General features: G+C 57.9%; 15 protein-coding genes. 7 read left to right on the forward strand and 8 right to left on the reverse strand.

The genetic code is table 11. From position 1 onward, the window contains the following. Positions 1–87 precede the first annotated feature (87 nt). The 5 genes from HXO69_RS06955 (at position 88) to trxA (ending at position 5,843) form a co-directional block, all read left to right on the forward strand. Positions 88–591, forward strand: coding sequence for an NUDIX hydrolase (locus HXO69_RS06955; protein WP_005504058.1), 504 nt, complete (start codon positions 88–90; stop codon positions 589–591). Positions 592–657: 66 nt separating this feature from the next. Further along, the gene (gene murJ / locus HXO69_RS06960) at positions 658–2,322 is read left to right on the forward strand and encodes a murein biosynthesis integral membrane protein MurJ (protein WP_296546151.1); all 1,665 of its coding nucleotides are present in this window, start codon (positions 658–660) and stop codon (positions 2,320–2,322) included. A gap of 197 nt (positions 2,323–2,519) precedes the next feature. Further along, on the forward strand, positions 2,520–3,710 hold the full coding sequence (locus tag HXO69_RS06965; protein ID WP_296546153.1) for a serine/threonine protein kinase: 1,191 nt from the start codon (positions 2,520–2,522) through the stop codon (positions 3,708–3,710). A gap of 717 nt (positions 3,711–4,427) precedes the next feature. Then, complete coding sequence (trxB, locus tag HXO69_RS06970; RefSeq protein WP_070687847.1) at positions 4,428–5,462, forward strand: thioredoxin-disulfide reductase; 1,035 nt, start codon at positions 4,428–4,430, stop codon at positions 5,460–5,462. A gap of 54 nt (positions 5,463–5,516) precedes the next feature. Further along, positions 5,517–5,843, forward strand: coding sequence for a thioredoxin (gene trxA, locus HXO69_RS06975; protein ID WP_296546155.1), 327 nt, complete (start codon positions 5,517–5,519; stop codon positions 5,841–5,843). 124 nt (positions 5,844–5,967) lie between these two features. Here trxA and HXO69_RS06980 read toward each other — a convergent pair whose 3' ends face one another. The 8 genes from HXO69_RS06980 to rpmH form a co-directional block, all read right to left on the reverse strand. Continuing rightward, positions 5,968–7,266 (reverse strand): ParB/RepB/Spo0J family partition protein, encoded by a 1,299-nt coding sequence (locus HXO69_RS06980; RefSeq protein ID WP_296546156.1) that lies wholly within the window; start codon positions 7,264–7,266, stop codon positions 5,968–5,970. A gap of 236 nt (positions 7,267–7,502) precedes the next feature. Next, positions 7,503–8,345 (reverse strand): ParA family protein, encoded by an 843-nt coding sequence (locus tag HXO69_RS06985; RefSeq protein WP_049349949.1) that lies wholly within the window; start codon positions 8,343–8,345, stop codon positions 7,503–7,505. A gap of 453 nt (positions 8,346–8,798) precedes the next feature. Beyond that, entirely contained in the window at positions 8,799–9,440 is a 642-nt protein-coding gene (gene rsmG, locus HXO69_RS06990) for a 16S rRNA (guanine(527)-N(7))-methyltransferase RsmG (RefSeq protein ID WP_012904381.1), read from the reverse strand. Between the two features lies 1 nt (position 9,441). After that, positions 9,442–10,008 carry a R3H domain-containing nucleic acid-binding protein gene (locus HXO69_RS06995; RefSeq protein WP_049349950.1) on the reverse strand — a complete coding sequence of 189 codons (567 nt, stop codon included), beginning with the start codon at positions 10,006–10,008 and terminating at the stop codon, positions 9,442–9,444. Between the two features lie 111 nt (positions 10,009–10,119). After that, positions 10,120–11,109 carry a membrane protein insertase YidC gene (yidC, locus tag HXO69_RS07000; protein WP_012904383.1) on the reverse strand — a complete coding sequence of 330 codons (990 nt, stop codon included), beginning with the start codon at positions 11,107–11,109 and terminating at the stop codon, positions 10,120–10,122. Between the two features lie 51 nt (positions 11,110–11,160). Continuing rightward, positions 11,161–11,634 carry a membrane protein insertion efficiency factor YidD gene (gene yidD, locus HXO69_RS07005; RefSeq protein WP_049358291.1) on the reverse strand — a complete coding sequence of 158 codons (474 nt, stop codon included), beginning with the start codon at positions 11,632–11,634 and terminating at the stop codon, positions 11,161–11,163. After that, the gene (gene rnpA / locus HXO69_RS07010; RefSeq protein ID WP_296546158.1) at positions 11,631–11,996 is read right to left on the reverse strand and encodes a ribonuclease P protein component; all 366 of its coding nucleotides are present in this window, start codon (positions 11,994–11,996) and stop codon (positions 11,631–11,633) included. Before rnpA ends, yidD begins: the two co-directional genes overlap by 4 nt. Before the next feature lie 126 nt (positions 11,997–12,122). Continuing rightward, positions 12,123–12,260: a 50S ribosomal protein L34 gene (gene rpmH, locus HXO69_RS07015; protein ID WP_049332235.1), complete on the reverse strand. Its 138-nt coding sequence runs from the start codon at positions 12,258–12,260 to the stop codon at positions 12,123–12,125. A 570-nt stretch (positions 12,261–12,830) separates the two neighbouring features. Here rpmH and dnaA point away from each other — a divergent pair. Both dnaA and dnaN read left to right on the forward strand, forming a co-directional pair. After that, positions 12,831–14,531 carry a chromosomal replication initiator protein DnaA gene (gene dnaA, locus HXO69_RS07020; RefSeq protein ID WP_296546160.1) on the forward strand — a complete coding sequence of 567 codons (1,701 nt, stop codon included), beginning with the start codon at positions 12,831–12,833 and terminating at the stop codon, positions 14,529–14,531. Positions 14,532–15,318: 787 nt separating this feature from the next. Further along, complete coding sequence (gene dnaN, locus HXO69_RS07025; RefSeq protein ID WP_070832493.1) at positions 15,319–16,443, forward strand: DNA polymerase III subunit beta; 1,125 nt, start codon at positions 15,319–15,321, stop codon at positions 16,441–16,443. The last annotated feature ends 77 nt before the right edge of the window (positions 16,444–16,520 follow it).

A 16,520-nucleotide genomic window follows, 5' to 3' on the forward strand; every position in this document is an offset into this window, starting at 1 on the left:
CCCCACACCCACAACACCCCACCAAAGACAGCTATCTCACCCCAAACCGAGACACACAAACCCTCACATATCGGTTAAGGTAGAACCATGAGCATTCCCGTACCCCGCGCCCCCAAAACGCGCTTCACCGCGCCCGCGCGAGCGGTACCCGCCCCCGAAGAAGTCTCCGCAGGCGGGCTCATCATCGACTTTGACCGACCCGAACAGCTACCCGTAGCCATCATCGCCCGCATCAACCGCAACGGACAACGCGAATGGTGCCTACCCAAAGGCCACATCGAACACGGCGAAACCACCGTCGAAGCCGCACAACGCGAAATCAGCGAAGAAACCGGAATCACCGGCTACCCCGTAGCCTCCCTCGGCACCATCGCCTACTGGTTCACCTCCAACGGCACGCGCATCCACAAAACCGTGCACCACTACCTCTTCGCAGCAACCGGCGGCGAACTGAGCATCGACAACGACCCCGACCACGAAGCAATCGACGTCGCATGGGTCCCCCTCGAAGAGCTCCCCACCCGCCTCTCATTCGCCAACGAGCAACACATCGCCCGTAGCGCGCGCGAATACATCACCACCCAGCTCTAAACACCCGTTAAATAGAGCCCCAAAAACTAAAAGAAGCAATCACCCGCCGAAACAGGAGAGACATACGTGGCACGTAATGACGCCCGCTCAAGCGCAATCATGGCAGCAGGCACCCTCGTCTCGCGCATCCTCGGATTCGTCAAGACCATCCTGCTCACCGTAGCCATCGGCTCACTCTCAACCGTCGGCGACGTCTTCGAAACCGCCAACACCCTACCCAACCTCATCTACGTCCTCGTAGCAGGCGGCGTGTTCAACGCAGTCCTCGTACCGCAAATCATCAAGGCGGCCAAAGCACAAGACGGCGGCGCACGATACATCTCCAAACTCGTCACCCTCACCGTCACCGCAATCGGCCTCATCACCCTCATCACCGTCGCCTGCGCCTGGCCCATCATCAGCATCATGGGCTCAGGATGGAGCCCCGAACAACGGCAGCTCGGCTTCATCTTCGCCCTCTGGTGCCTACCCCAAATCTTCTTCTACGGCCTCTACACCGTCATCGGACAGGTCCTCAACGCCAAAGACGCATTCGGCGCCTACATGTGGTCGCCCGTACTCAACAACGTCATCACCATCCTGTCGCTATTCCTCTTCATCTTCCTCTTCGGCGCACAGACCCCCAACCCCCACCCCATCCACACCGTAGACAACTGGACCAACGCCCAGACCCTTGTACTGGCAGGCTCCTCCACCTTCGGCGTCATCATGCAGGCACTCGTCCTGTTCATCCCCCTACGCAAGCTCGGCCTGCGCCTCAAGCCCGACTTCGCATGGCGCGGCATCGGCCTGCGCGCAGCCTCGAAGCTCGCCGCCTGGACCCTCGCCTCCGGCATCATCTCCAACCTCGCATTCCTCTACATGACCAAGGTAGCCGCCGGCATCGTCGGCCAGCGCGAACACTACGCCGCCCTCGGCATCCAGATTCCGGGTCTGCAGGCACTCAACTACGCCTCCATGCTGTACATGCTCCCGCACGGCGTCATCGGCATCTCCATCGCCACCGTGCTCTTCAACCGCATGAGCGCCTCCGCCATCGCAGACGACAGCGACAGCGTCATCTACGCGCTCTCCCACGGCCTGCGCAACGCAGCCGTAGCCACCGTCTTCTGCATGGTCGGACTCATCGTGCTGGCCGGTCCCATCGCAGTGCTCTTCAGCGGCGGCGACCCCATCGCAGCAACCATCATCGCCAAGCTCATCGTCATCACCGCGCTCGGCACCCCAACCCTCACCATCAACTACCTCTACAGCCGCGTGCTCTACGCCCGCGAAGACGCACGCACCCCCTTCCGCATCCAGGTGTACTCCGCCATCATCATGGTCATCATGAGCTTCGCAGCATCCCTGCTCGACGCCCAGTACACCGTGTACATGCTCGCGTTCATCTACCCGGTGCACAACATCCTGATCCTGTTCATCAGCCACCACATGGTCCGCCGCCGCCTCGGCTACTACGGCCAGCGAGGCATCGTCAGCACCTACGCACGCACCACCCTCGCATCCCTCTTCGCCGGCGGCATCGCAGCCATTGCGCTCTGGCTGCTCGGCGGCTACCAGCTCGACGGATTCGCATGGGCATCCAAGATCACCGCCATCATCACCCTCGCCGTATGCGGCACCGTCATGGGCCTCGCATACCTCGCCGGCGTGCAGATCTTCCGCGTCAAGGAAGCCAACGCACTACTGGCACCCCTCACCTCCAAACTTGAGCGTTTTGCCCGCCGCTAAAGCAGCGCACAACGCACAAACCGGGTAGCTGCCGCCTGTGCCTTCTACACCCCACACCGGGGCCCACAGAAGGCGCAGGCAGCCGCCCGGACGCCACAAACTATCACTCAGCCCCAGCATCCTTCAATGCCGGGTAGAATCTAATAGTCAGGGCCCGCCACACGGCAGGCACTATGAAACCACCTCGGGAGAACACGTTGTCGCAACAGATTCCGGTCGGATCGGTCCTCGGAGGCCGCTACGAGATCACCGCACACATCATCATTACGGCAGAATCCGACATGGTGCTTGAAGGCACCGACCAGATTCTCAACCGTAAGGTCTCGGTCGTCGTCGCATCGCCCAACCGCAGCGCACTGCTGGAAGCAAACTCCCGCGCGCTCGCAACCAACGCACGCGGCAACATCCAGATCCTCGACCTGGGCATCACCCCCGAAGGTAGCCGCTACCTCGTCACCTCCCACACCCGCCCCGACACCCTGCTGGACACCCTGCTGGTCGAAAACCACGCACTCTCCAACGCAGAAGACGCACTGGGCACCGAAATCTTCGGCGACTCCGAAAGCGGCAGCTCCCCCAACACCTACGAGAAGGTCTCCTCCTCCACCGCCAACCAGGAGAGCATCACCGCCGCCAAGAACTGGAATGCATCCGACGGCGCAGCCGTCACCGCGTACTCCGAACCCACCAGCATCTACGAAGACGACGAGGACGAAGAAGACGGCAGCCGCGGCACCTGGGCCGTCGCACTGGCAGCCGTCCTGCTGCTCGTTATCGTCGCAGGCGGTATCCTCACCTCCCTAGGCGCTATCGGCTCCAACCAGGCAGCCGCACCGCACACCCCCAAGTCCTCTATCTCGGCATCCGAATCGGCTGCGGCAAGCGCCAGCGCATCGGCATCCCCGACCGCTAAGGCATCGAACGCACCGGCTAAGATTGCGTCCGTGGCTCGCTTCGCACCTTCGGACCCCACGTTCATGAACGACATGGACACCCTTATCCCCAACCTGACCGATGGTAACGCCAACACCGCATGGATCAGCTACGGCTTCGGCACCGCCAACTACGCCGGCACCATCAAGGAATTCGGCCTGGCACTGAAGCTGCAGACCCCCACCGTCGTCTCCAAGCTGACCATTCAGCAGAACACCGGCACCGGCGGCTCCTTCACCGTCTACACCAACAGCTCTGCATCCCTGGACGGTGCGGTTGAGGTCGGCAAGGGCACCTTCGAAGGTAAGGATGCAGTCGTCACCCTGGACACCTCCAAGCAGAGCGCAGAAAAGGGCGCCTACGTGATCATCGTGGTCAACGAGCTGCCCCGCCTCTCCCTGCCGATTGGAGCTTGGAATTACGGTCTGCGCATCAACGAAATCAAGGTGGACTAATCAACCCATAACGCGACGCCGACAGGGCGCTCACACCCCAGACACAAGGGCGGGGCTTCCGAACTCAACGGTTCGGAAGCCCCGCCCTTTTTGATGTAGCTAAGAGAAAGCCATCTCCCCTTTGAAAGGCACGGTTGATTTTGTCTCTAGCGCGGGCCTCATTATTATGGCAGCATCCGCAAAAGCCCCTCTACGGTAAAGAAAAGCATGGAGAGCTGGACCAGGACGTAGCGGCTAGCTTTGATGAAATCTCCAATATCTCGCAGAATAGCCCCAGCCTTAGACAGATTGCTCAAGTGATTCTTACGGTGTCGGGGCTGAACCTTATGAGGGCTTTTTTTCATTTTGTTCCTCTCCCTCTGTGCAAAGCGCAGAGGATTGATAGGGGCGGGCTTTGATTACACGACACACCCACCAATATCACCCTCGTATAATCGTCTGCCTATCCTACCGGGACCATCTCCCTAAATGCTAGCCACGGATATAAAAGCATCCATAGTTTTTTTCGGCAATGTAGCGATGGCCGTTATAGGTCTCCTTTGGCATGAAATCCTGGCCTTTTTGATGTCCATTTATGACTCTTTATGGCAGGGCCGCTACTCAAAGATTCACAGTGCGCGGAGTATCTGGATAAGGGTCCCCAAAAAATGGAATAATCGAGGATAAAGCCCCGTTATAGGGGCAGAACGAAAGACCTACAACGGAAAGATATATCTGATGACTGAGAATCTGGGAGGCCTCTTCGGAGGCGCCGCCCTAGGCAATCTGAACCTCGCCTCCGCACCCGCCACCGAAGCGGCACCGGCAGCCGAGGTCGAGGCTGACGCAACCGTCCACAACGTCATTATTGTGGGCTCCGGCCCCGCCGGCTACACCGCAGCAATCTACGCGGCACGCGCCGAGCTGAAGCCCGTCCTCTTCGCCAGCTCCCTGGCACCCGGCGGCGCCCTCATGAACACCACCGAGGTGGAGAACTTCCCCGGCTTCATTCAGGGCATCCAGGGCCCCGAGCTGATGGAGAACATCGGCCAGCAGGCTGAGCGTTTCGGCACTGACATCCGCTACCAGGACGTAGAAAAGGTCGAACTCACCGGCGATGTGAAGAAGGTCTACACCGCAGACGGCGCCGTTCACCTGGCGAAGACCGTCATCATGACCACCGGTTCTCAGGTCCGTAAGCTCAACATCGAGGGCGAAGACCGACTCTCCGGTTACGGCGTCTCCTGGTGCGCAACCTGCGATGGCTTCTTCTTCAAGGACAAGGAAATCGCAGTGGTCGGCGGCGGCGACTCCGCACTGGAGGAGGCACTGTTCCTGACGACCTTCGCATCCAAGGTGTACCTGGTGCACCGCCGCGATTCTTTCCGCGCTTCGGAAATCATGCAGACCCGCGTGTTCAACAACCCGAAGATTGAGGTTGTCTGGGATTCGGCTGTCACCGCCGTTCACGGCGAGAGCAACCTCGAGTCGATCACCCTGACCAACACCAAGGATGGTTCTGAGCGCCAGCTGGCTGTTCAGGGCCTGTTCATCGCTATTGGCTCCGATCCTCGCGTGGAACTGGTACGTGACCAGCTGGAGATTACCGAGCACCACACCATCGCGGTTCAGGGTCGTTCCTCGAAGACTTCCGTTCCCGGCGTTTTCGCTGCCGGTGACGTGATTGACCCGACCTACCGCCAGGCAATTATTGCTGCCGGTTCCGGTGCTGTTGCCGCTCTGGACGCGCAGCACTACCTCGAAAACCTCTAAAACTATTCGTATTATTCACAGGGGAATCCGCCCCGTGTCAGAAAGGAGCACTCCGTGAGCAGTGAACAGCAGGCAACTGATGCCACTTTTGACGAACTGGTTCTGAAGAACGACAAGCCCGTTATCGTGGACTTCTGGGCTGAATGGTGCGGCCCCTGCCGCATGGTTGGCCCCGTGATTGACGAGATCGCTGGCGAGTACGCCGGTCAGGTCGACGTGGTCAAGGTGGATGTTGAGGCGAATGGCGATACCGCTATGAAGTACGGCATTACCTCTATTCCCGCCATCTACCTTTTCAAGGGTGGCGAGGTCGTCAAGAAGACCGTAGGTGCTAAGACGAAGCCTGCTCTACTGGCCGAGTTCTCCGAGCACCTGGGCTAATCTTTCGAGAAGCTAAAGAAAAACTCTCGGTGATGTTTCACGTGAAACATCACCGAGGGTTTTTTATATATACAACTGAATTCAGTTGCTAAATGTTATTTTATATGAAAATTTAGCCCGGGTTCTAGCCGGAGAAATCAGAATCCAGAACGCGGATAATGCGATTCAGATCCTCAACATTAGCAAACTCGATGGTCATCTTACCCTTGCGAGCACCCAGCGAAATCTTCACCGAAGTATCGAGCTTATCCGCGAAAGCCTCCGCAATATAGTCCAGGCGCTCACGGTGCTTCTGAGGCTGAGGAGCCTTGCGCTCCTTCACCTCAGCAGCGCCGGATGCGTGGTTCACCAGCTCCTCAGTTGCGCGAACCGACAGCCCCTCATTCACAATCTTCTGTGCGAGAGTCTCAATCTGAGCCTGGTCTGTCAGAGCCAGCAGGGCACGAGCGTGACCAGCGGAGAGAATACCCGCCGCAACGCGACGCTGCACCAGAGCCGGCAGCTTCAGCAGACGAATCGTGTTCGAAATCTGGGGGCGAGAACGACCAATACGCTTAGCCAACTGCTCCTGAGTAGTGTCGAACTCCTCCATGAGCTGCTGGTATGCCGCTGCCTCTTCAATGGGGTTCAGCTGGCTGCGGTGCAGGTTCTCCAGCAGGGCGTCACGGAGCAGGTCGCCGTCTTCAGTCTCACGAACAATCGCCGGGATGGTGCTCAGGCCAGCCGCCTGAGTTGCGCGCCAGCGGCGCTCACCCATGACCAGCTCATACTTTTCGGTACCGTTTTCGCGCGAGGGACGCACGACAATCGGCTGCAGAACACCAATCTCGCGTACCGAGTGGATGAGCTCTTCCATGTCCTGCTCATCAAAGTCGGTTCGGGGCTGCTTGCGGTTCGGATGGATATCGTGAACGTTCAGCTCAGCAAACTGGGCACCGGGAACCGGAACCAAACCACCCTGCTCCTCAGAAGCGGACTGCGGAGTGGAGACGTCTTCACCAAAGAAGAAGTCCACCGGGCGGCGAGTCAGGGTGGTGTTGCGCAGTGCCGCACCCATATCCACGCGCGGCTTCTTCTTCGATGTTTCACGTGAAACATCCTGCGAGGAGGCGGGAGCTTCGACCTTCTCCTCTACCTTCTCAGCTTCAGCAGGCTTTTCCTGAGCGGGTGCAGCTTCAGCAGGCTTAGCCTCTACAGACTCAGCTTTAGCACTCTTACGCTGCTTCTCCGGCTTAGCCTCGTGAGCCATTTCGAAGAGACCGTCAGTCATCAGCTCTTCAATCGGAGTGGACACCTTCTTGGGTGCAGTCTTTACTGCAGCAGTCTTTTCGGATGCCTTCGCCTCAGCATTACTAGAATTCTTCGTACTCTGAGGGATTAGTGCCCCCAGGCCACGACCCAAGCCGCGTCGCTTTTCAGCCATCGTTACTCCTTAGGACTCCCGGACGAGCCCGCTCATTTTTTCTTCTTCATCTAGTGTAAACGAAATAAGCACTCGAAAGCAGGAGTGAAAACTGCACGGCACATAATCCGAATTATTCCTGATAATTAATTCTCTAAGGCTGTTTTCTCGGGTTTCACCCAGAAAATACCGCACGCAATGAGCCCTTTTGAATCATCGATAGACAATCCAAAAGGGCTCATTTCAAAAGATTTAGATTATGCGGATCGGCGCGAGAGCTCCTGTGCCGCCTCGCGGTAAGCGCGAGCGCCAGTCGACGAAGAATCGTAGGTGATGACGGTCTGCTGATAGCTGGGAGCCTCAGAGATGCGAACCGAGCGAGGAATCTTCACGCTCAGAGTCTCCTCCGGGAAGTGCTCGCGCACCTCCTCTGCCACCTGGAATGCCAGGTTGGTACGAGCATCGTACATGGTCAGCAGGATCGTGCTGATGCGCAGCTTGGAGTTCAGGTGCTTCTGAATCATCTGAATATTCTTCAGCAGCTGGCTCAGGCCTTCCAGAGCGTAGTACTCGCACTGGATCGGAATCAGAATCTCTTCTGCCGCAACGAAGGCATTGACGGTCAGTAGGCCGAGGCTCGGCGGGCAGTCGATGAAGACATAGTCCAGCCGCTCCATTCCCTGCTTCTCTCGCCACTCAGTGTAGTCCATCAGGGCATTCTTGAGGCGAGTCTCGCGTGCCACCAGGGAGACCAGTTCAATCTCCGCGCCCGCAAGGTCGATATTGGCGGGGGCACAGAACAGACCGGGCATATCGGGGCATTCCTGAACAATTTCAGAAAGCGGCTTATCCTCAATCAGGACGTTGTAGACACTGGGAACATCCACGCCGTGCTCAATGCCCAGTGCAGTCGAGGCGTTACCCTGCGGGTCATTATCGATCACCAGGACGTTCAGTCCAGCCTCCGCGAGCGCGGCTGCGAGGTTCACGGCGGTGCTGGTTTTACCCACGCCACCCTTCTGGTTCGACACGGTGAAGACACGCGTATGCACAGGCTTGGGGAGCAAATCTGCAACAGATTTCTGAGCTTGAGGAGTCATCGGGTGCCTTCCATATTCCGGGTGGTGTGTCTACGGTGATGCTTCGTCTGATGCCTCGCGTGTGGCAATACTCTGCGGTATTTGTGCGCGAGGAGGATTCAACCTCCACTCCCCCACCATTCACTCATCTCAGCATGTTTCACGTGAAACATACTCCGCGAGGTAATGAAGTCTGCAATGTTTCACGTGAAACATTGGTGCTGCCCGAATGGTTCTGAAGGGCTCGGTACCCTTTACTGAACCATTAGGCTTTGATGTAGAAGAGTCTAAGGTTTCAATCCTTCCTTAAGGGTACCCGGCATCAGGTCAATACTCCACGCGAGAGGTCATTCTATGTACTCTACGGATGCAATTGCCGCGCGCCCGGCAAGCCAGCGTACAAAAATGGGCGGTACCGCGTAAGCCAGCCTATTCACTAGCTCATTGCGGTACCGCCCATTCGGGGCGAAACTTTTAGAGGCGAACTCGAACCACCGTCGTCGGCTCTTCCAGCAGGTCACCGCCGGCGGTGAGAATCTCAGTCTCACGCGCACCGTAACGGTTCAGCTTCTTCTTCGCCTTAGTAATCTCCTCCGCGGCACTACGACCCTTCAGAGCCAGCAGCTCGCCGGTGCCACGCAGAATCGGCAGAGTAATGTCCAACAGGCCCACCAGAGCAGACACAGCACGCGCAGTCACCACATCAGCCTCAACAGCACCCACAGCCTGCTCAGCACGCGAGCGCAGCACGGTCACGTTCTCCAGGCCCAGATCCTCAACAACTTCATTCAGCCAAATCACGCGGCGCTCCAGAGGCTCAATCAGAGTCAGCTTCAAATCCGGGCGGGCAATCGCCAGGCACAGGCCGGGTAGGCCAGCGCCAGAACCAACATCAGCCACCGACGCGTTCGGCGCAATGTATTCCTGTACTACGGCACAGTTCAGCACGTGGCGAGCCCACAGGCGCGGAACCTCACGCGGACCGATCAGGCCACGCTCAATACCGGTCGTCGCCAAGTGCTGCACGTAGCGCTCCGCCAAAGGCAGACGCTCACCGAACACAGCCTCCGCTGCGGCACGCTCGCTCTCATTGAGAGCAACCATCGAAGTCTCCATACTAGGCTCCTACCTCGGGAAGAGAAATCACGACGTGACGGCGCGGACCCTCACCCTCCGACTCGCTGTATAGGCCGGCGGCAGCCACCACATCGTGCACGACCTTACGCTCATACGGGCTCAACGGCTTCATGTGCTCATCGCGACCGGTAGTGCGCACCTTCTCAATCGCGTCAGCAGCAATCTTCTCCAGCTGCTCACGACGCTCAGCACGGTAGCCAGCAATGTCCAGAATCAGGCGGGAACGGGTGCCGTTACCAGCCAGGACGGAGAGGCGCACCAGCTCCTGCAGAGCCTCCAGAACCTCACCGTGGCGGCCAACCAGGTGGCGCAGTTCCTCATTGTCATCATCGTCATTGACGACCGACAGGTAGATGCGGTTATTGCGCACCTCAATATCAATGTCGCCGTCCATATCGACAATATCGAGGAGTTCTTCGAGGTAGTCAGCGGCGATATCGCCTTCCTCGTCGATGTCCTCAAAATCGTCTTCTTCGCCCTCAAGGGGCTCCTCTACCAGCTGCTCCTCAACGAGCTGCTCGTCCTCATATTCCATAGCTTCAGTCACAATAATCCTCGGGGTGTTCGGAGGGGTGTCCTAGGGGTAAAAAGTATCTCATACACGGCGCCGGGCCCGCGCCACACGTGGCGAGAACCCGGCCCGAATCACGGAAGAAAACTACTTCTTTCCGTTCTGCTTATTGCGCTGCTGCTTCTGGCGCTTCTTACTCACCGGCTGCTGGCGCTGACCGGCTGCGGCACGCTCACGCGCCTCCTGCAGGTCCTTCTCGTGCTGCTCGCGGGTCTTACCCACCGGGGGCAGGCCCTTCGCCGCACGGCGGGCGTTCAGCTCACGCTCGGCCTGGGAACCGGGGGTCGGGTTGTTGCGGATAACCCACCACTGCTGACCCAGCGACCAGAGGTTCGAGACGGTCCAGTAGTACAGCACACCAAGGGGGAAGTTGATACCGGAAACAGCGAAGATGATCGGGAAGATGTACATAATCATCTGCTGCTGACGGAACATCGGGGAGTTCAGAGCAGCCTCCGACATGTTCTTCACGCTCAGCTGCTTCTGGATGTAGAACTGGGTGGCGCTCATCAGAACAATCATGATGACCGCCTGAACAACGGTCGCGGTGGCGTCGCCAGCCCCCGGGTGCATCATGGTCGCGAAGAGCTGAGCACCGAAAATCTGGGAGTCGTTGAACTGATGCACTAGCTCAGCCGGCAGCATGAGCACGCCCTGGTTATTCTGCGCTGCGGTGGGCACGCTCATCAGCACCTGGTACAGACCGAAGAAGATCGGCATCTGAGCCAGAATCGGCAGGCAGGAGGCGAAGGGGTTCGTACCGTGCTTACGGTACATTTCCATCTGTTCCTGGGCCATGGCCTGGCGGGAGAGCTGGTCCTTCTTACCCTTGTACTTCTCCTGCAGCTTCGCCATATCGCCCTGCATTGCGGTCATACCGCGCATCGCCTTAATCTGCTTGACGAACAGCGGGATGGTCAGGGTACGCATCACCAGGGTCAGGAAGATAATGCACAGAACCCAAGTCAGGCCGGACGCCGGGTCCATACCCAGCGAAGTGAAAAGAGTGTGGAACAGCCACAGGACCACGGAGACGATCCATTTAAACGGCCAAAGAATCAAATCAAAAATATTCACGCGGGAATACTCCTTAAGGACTCGGCTAAGTCATTGTGTGGGAGGCGCCGCCTACTCAGGGCGGGCGTCACCACCGGTGTGAGGGGTGTAAAGATGGGGGTGGTTGAGCAGAATAATTTTCGGTTCTGCTCCGGGAGCGAAAGTACGCTTCCCCGCCGGGACTGGGTCAATACCTCCGGTCGCCCAGGGAACACACCGCAGAATACGGCGCACCGTCAGGGAAAGCCCGCCCATCGCACCGTGGGTGGTCAGCGCCTCCAGGGCGTAGGCTGAGCAGGTCGGGTAGTAGCGGCACACATCCCCGTAGAGGGGGGAGACGACCTTGCGGTAGGCCTTCATGCACGCGATCAGCAGGTTCTGCGGTAGAACGTAGAGTGCCTGCAGGAAAGTTTCCGGCCGCACGAATTCGTTAGGCGCTAGTGCCAGCAGCTCGTCGGGGCCCAGAGTCTCGGCAGATGCGCTATAGGTGCCACTGTGATGCGCGTGGAAGCGTTCTTCACAGCGGTCACGCTGGGAACGACTCACGGCTTCTCCTTGCTCTGAGGCAGGTCGAGCTTAGCGAAAGCAGCCTCGAGTGCCGATTCGTAGTCGCGGCGCAGCTGATTCCAGCTGGCATTCGCGGAGGCGGGAAGTGCTCGCACAGCAATGACGTAGCCTTCCGGTTGCGCGGCGCAGGTGAGCGCGGCAAGTTCACGCAACCGGCGCTTCACCAGATTGCGTGTGACTGCGTTGCCCACCGCCTTCGACACAATGAAACCTACCTGGGTTGTTTTTCCAGGATTTTTCGCCGTAGATACAACGATGTTCCGACGTCCTGTACGGATGCCGGAACGGAAGGCGTGGGAGAATTCTGCGCTGGTGCGCATACGGTGCCGTTGAGGCAGCACGTGTTCCCCTTTACGTAGTGTGGGAGATTCGGCTCATGTGGTGAGCTGACCTCCGCGTGTATTTCACGCTTAATGATAGTTCGCCCGCCGATGCGTGTGCATCGGCGGGCGAACTATATGCCGTGATTAGGCCGAGAGCTTTGCGCGGCCCTTACCGCGGCGGTTCGACAGAATCGCGCGGCCTGCACGGGTACGCATACGCAGACGGAAGCCGTGCTTCTTAGCGCGACGGCGGTTGTTCGGCTGGAAAGTACGCTTGCTCATACTTTGTCTCCTTGATTTTTGCGGTTCGTGCCCTCACGGGGTATCGGAACCGTACGCTTCTTGGTGCACGGAGGTACCGCGACTATTCGCAGTAGGCGGTGCACACACAACAGCACAACTTTAGAAGAGTGGAGGGCGTAAATCAAGTTCTTAACGCTTTTTTCCGCGTGATTCCGGGCTCGTTTGTGGCGTGGAGGCGGTGATTGCGGCGGGTGTACAGGCTGTGGAGACGCTACATGCTCTTGGGGCGTAAACCTGGGGATATTTACGGCAGCAAGATATCCACCATGGTGCATATCCCACCCAAACCCCCTACTATCGGTGAGTTATCCACATCCTTGAGCTTTTGGAGTTTTCCGCTAAATATCAGGGAAGAAGACCTGTTATGCACTTAAATCCACCGCTTATCCACCCCTGTAATTACAAGTTTTCCACCGTGTGGAAAACTCTTGTGGATAACTTTCTCCCCCTGTGTATTAAGCGGGTAGAATCTTAATGACCTCGCGGTGGTTTCCGGCATGATTTCTTTACTGCACCACCGCTTCACATCGAGTGAAAGTAAAGAATTCCATGACCGACTCCCTTCAGGCGCGCTGGGCGCATCTGCTCTCCATTCTTGCCGCCGATCCGGCGGTGACGGCACGTCAGCGCGGTTTCGTGAATCTTGCGCAGCCTCAGGGATTGATGGGTTCTTCTCGCCTCATCATTGAGGTTCCGAATAAGCTCACCCGTGCGGTCTTTGAGGAGCAGATTAGCGCTTCGTTCCGTGCGGCTCTGCACGAGGCGTTTGGCCCGTCGACCACCGCGCTTTTCGATGTGAATGAGTCGATGATTCCGGTTGAACCTGCAAGTCAGGACGTTTTCCATGGTGAGCGCGAGGTTCCTGTCGAGCAGTCGCACGCACCTGCTGTCGTTCCGGCGGCTTCTGCGCATCCCGAGGCACCCGCCGGTTCGCGTGCTTTTGAGTACTACACCGAGCCGCATCCGGGCCCTGACCATTACGAAGTGCCCGCCGATGAGCAGGTCACTCGTCCCTCCCTGCAGGCTTTGGAGGCGGAACGTGCCGGATTCCCCTCCGCGCAGCAGTCGGCGGCTCCTGTTGCGGGTGCGCCGGCGCCTCGCGAGTACCCGGCACCCACTTTCGTTCCGGACGCCCCGGCGGTACCGGAGGCCCAGCAGGTGCATCCGCATGAAGACCCGGAAAACGCGCCGACTTGGGATAGCTCTGCCCGATTGAACCCGAACTACACCTTCGACACCTTCGTGATTGGTCAGTCCAACCGCTTTGCGCACGCGAGTGCTTTCGCGGTGGCGGAGCAGCCCGGCATTGTCTACAACCCGCTGTTCATCTACGGCGGTTCGGGTCTGGGTAAGACCCACCTGCTGCACGCGATCGGCCACTACACCAAGTATCTGTACCCGAATTTGCGGGTGCGCTACGTGAATTCTGAGGAGTTCACGAATGACTTCATTAACTCGATTCGTGATGATGAGGGTTCGTCGTTCAAGCAGATTTACCGCAATGTTGACGTTCTTCTGATTGACGATATCCAGTTTTTGGCGGGTAAAGAGGCGACGATGGAGGAATTCTTCCATACGTTTAACGCCTTGTACAACCACCAGAAGCAGATTGTGATTACCTCTGATTTGCCGCCGAAGCAGTTGACCGGTTTCGCTGAGCGTATGCGTTCGCGTTTCGGTTCGGGCCTGAATGTGGATGTGCAGCCTCCGGAGCTGGAGACTCGTATCGCGATTCTGCGGAAGAAGGCTCAGAACGAGATTTTGCCGGTGCGCGATGACGTCATGGAGTACATTGCTTCCCATGTCACGGCCAATATTCGCGAGTTGGAGGGCGCTCTGATTCGTGCGAGCGCTGCCGCCTCGATGAAGAAGCCGCCGGAGCCCATTACCCTGGCTGAGGCTGAGACCTATCTGAAGGATTTGCTCTCTGATACCGGTGGTGCGGAGATTACGTCGGCGCTGGTTTTGGCGACGGTGGCGAAGTATTTTGATGTGTCCATTGAGGATATGCAGTCGAAGTCTCGCACCCGTACGCTCACGAATGCGCGTCAGGTGGCGATGTATCTTCTGCGTGAGCTGACCGAGATGTCTCTGCCGCGTATTGGTAACGATTTGGGCGGCCGCGATCATACGACGGTGATGCATGCGGTGCGTAAGGTGAGCGCGCAAATGGCTGAGCGTCAGACGATTTTCAATCAGGTGACTGAACTGACGAATTTGATCCGCCAGGAGCAGCGCGCCGCCGGCTAGAGCCTCTAGATTCCCCGCTTTACAGCAGATTTTGCGCCTTGACTAGGTGTTTTACTCGCTGTAAGGCGGGGTGTCTTGATGAATTCCGCCATTTTTAGTGGTTCGGAAAGCTGGATTTTCAGGGTGTGGATAAGCTGTGCTTTAACTCATGCGTTCGTGTGGACGTTAAGTGCATGAATATTCAAAAGGTGTGGAATCGAGGAAATGTATAAATATCCATACACAATGCATCCTCAGTGCAGGGTGGATTCTTCCACTTAATGTCCACAGGCTACTTCCGCGTCATTGTAGGCAAGCATGGGGTTTTCCACCGTTTCCACAAGCGTTAACAATACTACTGTACTTAAAGAAAAAATCCTCCCCATAACAAATAGTTCTGCTCGACCGGCCGGTCTGGTTCAGGTTTTTCTGTGCGCCCCTGCTGAAAATGCAGATTTTCGTGGATTTGAATTGTTGCAGCACGCTCTCTCTTAGGTTGGGTTTAGAAGAGAAACCAACACCGAACCATCACCTAATTCGAATCTGTTTTCGACTGGATTTGATCCACCTTCCGCCTCTCTTTGTAATTACAAAAATACAGCGACCTCACATGCCTCATCTCACCCGATTTTTCGCTGCGGGAACGACCCTCGAGTCTCTGTGTAATTACAAAATCCGGTAGGATGGATAGACGCGCGCGCGGAAGATTCACTGCGCACCAGAGCACGCGATATCTCCGGCTCTATCGCCCAAAGCTTTACGTGCGCCCACAACCTAACTCTCCAATTCCGTGAAAGGCGCCTTCTCGATGAAATTCACCGTTGAACGCGATGTCCTTGCCGAAGCAGTCGGCTGGACGGCACGCTCACTTCCGCTGCGTCCCACCTCCCCCGTACTCAACGGTCTGCTGATTACCGCCTCCGCAGGTGAGGTCAGCATCGCAAGCTTCGATCACGAGACCAGCGCCCGCCAGGTCATCGCAGCTGACGTTGAAGCAGAAGGCGTTTGCCTGGTTCCCGGCAAGATTCTGGCTGAAATTTGCCGCTCCCTGCCGAACGCACCTGTCGAGTTCACCGCAGATGAGTCCGTGATCCGTATTCACTGCCGTTCCGCTAACTTCCAGCTGGCTGGCATGCCTGTCGTGGACTACCCGGAGCTCCCCGAACTGCCCGAAATTTCCGGTACCGTGGACGGCGCCGAATTCGCTGAGGCCGTCAAGCAGGTTCAGATTGCGGTGTCCAAGGATGAGACTCTGCCTCTGCTGACCGGTATCCGCGTGGAAATCAACGGTGACACCATGACCCTGCTCGCCACCGACCGCTACCGCCTGGCTATGCGCGAAATCAAGTGGAACCCGGTCAACCCCGAGGTTCAGGCGGCTGTGCTGCTGAAGGCTAAGACCGTCTCTGAGGTGGGTAGCACCCTCTCCGGTTCCGGTGAGCTGTCTATTGCTCTGCCCGCTGCAGGTGAGCTGATTGGTTTCGCCGCTGGCACCCGTCGCACCACCAGCGTTCTGATGGACGGCGACTACCCCAACATTCGTGCACTGTTCCCCGAGCAGACCCCGATTCACGCGGTGGTTCGCACCTCCGACTTGGCTGAGGCAGCTCGTCGTATCTCCCTCGTGGCGGAGCGCAACACTCCCCTGCGTCTGAAGTTCACCCAGGGCTCGGTCGCTATTGATGCCGGCCGCGGTGACGAGGCTCAGGCTTCCGAGACCCTACAAGCGCACCTGTCCGGTGAAGACATCACCGTTGCGTACAACCCCGCATACCTGTCGGATGGTTTGAAGGTGTTTGGTACCGAGTTCGTGCGTTTCTCCTTCACCGATGCGCCGAAGCCCGCCGTGATTTCCGGTCAGGACGAGCCGCTGGCTGAGGACGACCGTAACTACCGTTACCTGCTGATGCCGGTTCGCCTGCCCTCGAACTAGTAGCTAGCCGCCCCGCGCGCCTCCCAAGGTTCTGCCCAAGGAAGCCCGCGGGGCTGTGTTTTCTGCCCGCCCGCACC

Origin of the sequence: Rothia sp. (in: high G+C Gram-positive bacteria), assembly GCF_015265375.1 — a bacterium.
GTDB lineage: Bacteria > Actinomycetota > Actinomycetes > Actinomycetales > Micrococcaceae > Rothia.

Bases quoted from the DNA above. Each gene is read 5' to 3' on its own strand.
- dnaN (WP_070832493.1), top strand. From the start codon at position 15,319: ATGAAATTCACCGTTGAACGCGATGTCCTTGCCGAAGCAGTCGGCTGG.
- HXO69_RS06955 (WP_005504058.1), top strand. From the start codon at position 88: ATGAGCATTCCCGTACCCCGCGCCCCCAAAACGCGCTTCACCGCGCCC.
- HXO69_RS06980 (WP_296546156.1), bottom strand. From the start codon at position 7,266: ATGGCTGAAAAGCGACGCGGCTTGGGTCGTGGCCTGGGGGCACTAATC.
- rsmG (WP_012904381.1), bottom strand. From the start codon at position 9,440: ATGGAGACTTCGATGGTTGCTCTCAATGAGAGCGAGCGTGCCGCAGCG.
- dnaA (WP_296546160.1), top strand. From the start codon at position 12,831: ATGACCGACTCCCTTCAGGCGCGCTGGGCGCATCTGCTCTCCATTCTT.
- HXO69_RS06985 (WP_049349949.1), bottom strand. From the start codon at position 8,345: ATGACTCCTCAAGCTCAGAAATCTGTTGCAGATTTGCTCCCCAAGCCT.
- rpmH (WP_049332235.1), bottom strand. From the start codon at position 12,260: ATGAGCAAGCGTACTTTCCAGCCGAACAACCGCCGTCGCGCTAAGAAG.
- trxB (WP_070687847.1), top strand. From the start codon at position 4,428: ATGACTGAGAATCTGGGAGGCCTCTTCGGAGGCGCCGCCCTAGGCAAT.